The following is a 3,308-nucleotide window of genomic DNA, read 5'->3' as shown; positions in this document are numbered from 1 at the left end:
TTCACTTTCCTTTTCAAGGCCACACCATTGATGCGGGCCACTTGCGGCGGCCTGGGTTGCGGGGTGGAGAAGCTGCTGAAGTCGACGGTTTCGCTGAGCATGTAGGTTCCCCTTTCAGACGCGTGCGTCAGGCCGACGCGGTTCGTTGTGACCGGCCGGCACGTTCAGGCGCCGGCTGCGCACCACCTGGTGCGGGCGAAACAGAAAGGCCACGGTGGCAAAACCGCTCCACACGTGCACCAGCCGGCTGAACGGGAACAGCAGGAAGATCGTCATGCCCAGGATCAGGTGAATCATGTAGGGCCAGTCGAGCGCGACCAGCGCATCGGCGTTGGGGCGGAAGGTGACGATGCCTTGCGCCCAGTTGGCCAGGATCAGCATGGCACTCGCGTCCTTGTGCCCGAACGAATACGGCAGCGTGATGAGGCCGATCACCAGCTGCACCCACAGGATCAGCAAGATGGCGATGTCGGTGCGGTGGCTGGTCAGGCGAATGCGCGGGTCGAAGAGGCGCCGGTACAGCAGCAGGCTCAGGCCCACGAAGCAGACAACGCCCGCCAGGCCGCCCGAATAAATGGCCATGCGTTGTTTGTCAGGCGCACTGATGAAACCTTCGTAAAGCCAGTGCGGCGTCAACAGGCCCACGAGGTGCCCGAAGAACAGGAACAGGATGCCGATGTGGAACAGGTTGCTGCCCCAGCGCAGCGTGCCGGCGCGCAGCATCTGCGAGGAGTCGCTCTTCCACGTGTACTGGTCGCGGTCGAAGCGGGCCAGGCTGCCCATCAGGAACACCGCCAGGCAGATGTAGGGGTAGACGTTGAAGAAAAAGTTGTGCAGGTAGGTCATCACGGGGTTCATGTGCTGGCTCCTTGGCGTGGGCCGTGGGGGGCTTTTTTGCGCACCACCTGGATCGGTTGCGGCTGGCCGGGTTTGGCCTGGCCTTTGGACGAGCAGCCATCGAACACCACGGGTTCGGCCCAGCTTTCGTCAAGAGGCTCTTCGTCAGCGGGTTTGACCGGCTGCGCCTTTTCACCCGCCAGCTCCAGCAAGGCGCCGAGCACGCTGGCGTAGGCGCTTTCGCGCTGCTGCAAGGCACCGAAGATCGCGTTGAAGATGTGCGCCATCTCGCCGAGAAAGGCCCTCGCCTCTTTCGGCGGCTGGGTCGAGACGAACTCGAGCACCGCCGGCAGGTAGTCGGGCAGCTCGCCTTCGGCCAGGATGAGCCCGGCCTTCTCGTAGGTCTGGCCGAGGTCGATCATGGCCGGCCCGCGATCGCGGGAGTCGCCGTGAACGTGCTCGAACAGGTGCAGCGAGGTAGCGCGGCCGCGGTCGAACAGCTCCACGTAATCGGCTTCTGCAACCAGCGGCTCGGCGCGCTGCAGGCTGCCCATCAGCGCATCGAGCTCGACCAGCCGCGACGCGGTGATGGCACGCTCGTCTTGCAGCAGCGCCCTCATCTCGCCCAGGTGGCTGCGCATCTGCGCTTCGGGGTAGCTCAGCAGCGCGGCGAGCACACGCAGGCTCTTTTCCATCGACGGATTGGTGATGCCAAACATGATCAGATCTCCGCCCGGATGGGGATGGTGCGTTTTTTCTCGCTGCCGAAGAGGCTGGTCTCGGAGCTGCCTTCGGAGCAACCGTTGCCGAAGCTGAAACCACAACCACCGCGCACGTTGAAGGTGTTTTCGGCGTACTCGCGGTGGGTGCTGGGGATCACGAAGCGGTCTTCGTAGTTGGCGATGGCCATCACCTGGTACATCTCTTCGACCTCGGCCTGGCTGATGCCCACCTGTTTGAGTACCTCGTGGTTGATGCGGCCGTCCACATGCTTTTCGCGCTGGTAGGCGCGCATCGCCAACATGCGCTCCAGCGAGCGAACCACCGGCACCGTGTCACCCGCGGTCAGCAGGTTGGCCAGGTACTTGACCGGGATGCGCAGCTGATTCACGTCAGGAATCTCGCCGTTCTGGCCCACGTGGCCGGCGTTGGCCGCCGCACTGATGGGCGACAGCGGTGGCACGTACCAGACCATCGGCAGCGTGCGGTACTCGGGGTGCAGCGGCAAGGCCACGCGCCATTGCACCGCCATCTTGTAGACGGGGCTGTGGCGCGCGGCGTCCATCCACTTGTCGGGGATGCCGTCCACACGCGCCTGCTCGATCACCTTCGGGTCGAACGGGTCGCAGAAGATGTCGAGCTGCGCCTGGTACAGGTCGCGGTCGTGTTCCACGCTCGCCGCTTCCTGAATGCGGTCGGCGTCGTACAGCAGCACACCCAGGTAGCGGATGCGGCCGACGCAGGTCTCGGAGCACACGGTGGGCTCGCCGGCTTCGATGCGTGGGTAGCAGAAGGTGCACTTCTCGGCCTTGCCGCTCTTCCAGTTGTAGTAGATCTTCTTGTACGGGCAGCCCGAGACGCACATGCGCCAGCCGCGGCATTTATCCTGGTCGATCAGCACGATGCCGTCTTCTTCGCGCTTGTAGATGCTGCCGCTCGGGCACGCGGCCACGCACGCCGGGTTGAGGCAGTGCTCGCACAGCCGCGGCAGGTACATCATGAAGGTGTTCTCGAACTGGCCGAGCATCTCCTTCTGCGTGCGCTCGAAACCGTCGAGGTTGCTGTCCTTGCTGCGCTTGCTGAACTCGCCGCCCAGAATTTCTTCCCAGTTCGGGCCCCACTCGATCTTCTCCATGCGCTGGCCGGTGATCAGGCTGCGCGGGCGTGCGGTCGGCGTGGCCTTCATCTCTGGCGCCGACTGCAGGTGGCCGTAGTCGAAAGTGAAGGGCTCGTAGTAGTCGTCGATCTCCGGCAGGTTGGGGTTGGCGAAGATGCGCATCAGCAGCTTCCACTTCGCGCCTTGCCTGGGTTGAATTGAACCGTCGGCGTTGCGAATCCAGCCACCGTTCCACTTGTCCTGGTTCTCCCACTCCTTGGGGTAGCCGATGCCGGGTTTGGTCTCGACGTTGTTGAACCACGCGTACTCCATGCCGGGCCGGCTGGTCCACACGTTTTTGCAGGTGACCGAGCAGGTGTGGCAACCGATGCATTTGTCGAGGTTGAGCACCATGCCGATTTGGGCGCGGATCTTCATGATGGGGCTCCATGCTTTGTGATGACGTCGGCTCGCATATCTCCGTTTGCCCTGAGCCTGTATTCCCGATCGTCCTGAGCTTGTCGAAGGAAGGGCATTGCGGCCGGCACCGGGGCTTCGGGAGGGATCTCAGCCCGAACGGGAGGGAGAACGGTTTGCTTTTTCATGCAACCTCTCCTTGCGCCTGGGTCGGCTTGATCAGTTCATCGGCGGCCGG

General features: G+C 63.5%; 3 protein-coding genes. All 3 read right to left on the bottom strand.

The features are described from left to right. Positions 1-114: 114 nt before the first annotated feature. The 3 genes from narI to narH are packed head-to-tail and all read right to left on the bottom strand — an operon-like array spanning position 115 to position 3,091. Positions 115-849 (bottom strand): respiratory nitrate reductase subunit gamma, encoded by a 735-nt coding sequence (narI, locus tag RMO40_RS04725; protein WP_489660107.1) that lies wholly within the window; start codon positions 847-849, stop codon positions 115-117. Between the two features lie 5 nt (positions 850-854). After that, the gene (narJ, locus tag RMO40_RS04720; RefSeq protein ID WP_309717021.1) at positions 855-1,556 is read right to left on the bottom strand and encodes a nitrate reductase molybdenum cofactor assembly chaperone; all 702 of its coding nucleotides are present in this window, start codon (positions 1,554-1,556) and stop codon (positions 855-857) included. 2 nt (positions 1,557-1,558) lie between these two features. After that, positions 1,559-3,091, bottom strand: coding sequence for a nitrate reductase subunit beta (gene narH / locus RMO40_RS04715; protein ID WP_309717018.1), 1,533 nt, complete (start codon positions 3,089-3,091; stop codon positions 1,559-1,561). Between the last annotated feature and the right edge of the window lie 217 nt (positions 3,092-3,308).

The organism is Rhizobacter sp. (assembly GCF_031412075.1).
Lineage (GTDB): Bacteria > Pseudomonadota > Gammaproteobacteria > Burkholderiales > Burkholderiaceae_C > Rhizobacter.
The sequence above is the reverse complement of the archived record's forward strand: the minus strand, read 5'-3'. Positions and strand labels throughout refer to the sequence as shown.

Excerpts from the sequence above, each read along its gene's own strand:
- narJ (WP_309717021.1), bottom strand. The coding sequence starts at position 1,556 with ATGTTTGGCATCACCAATCCGTCGATGGAAAAGAGCCTGCGTGTGCTC.
- narH (WP_309717018.1), bottom strand. The coding sequence starts at position 3,091 with ATGAAGATCCGCGCCCAAATCGGCATGGTGCTCAACCTCGACAAATGC.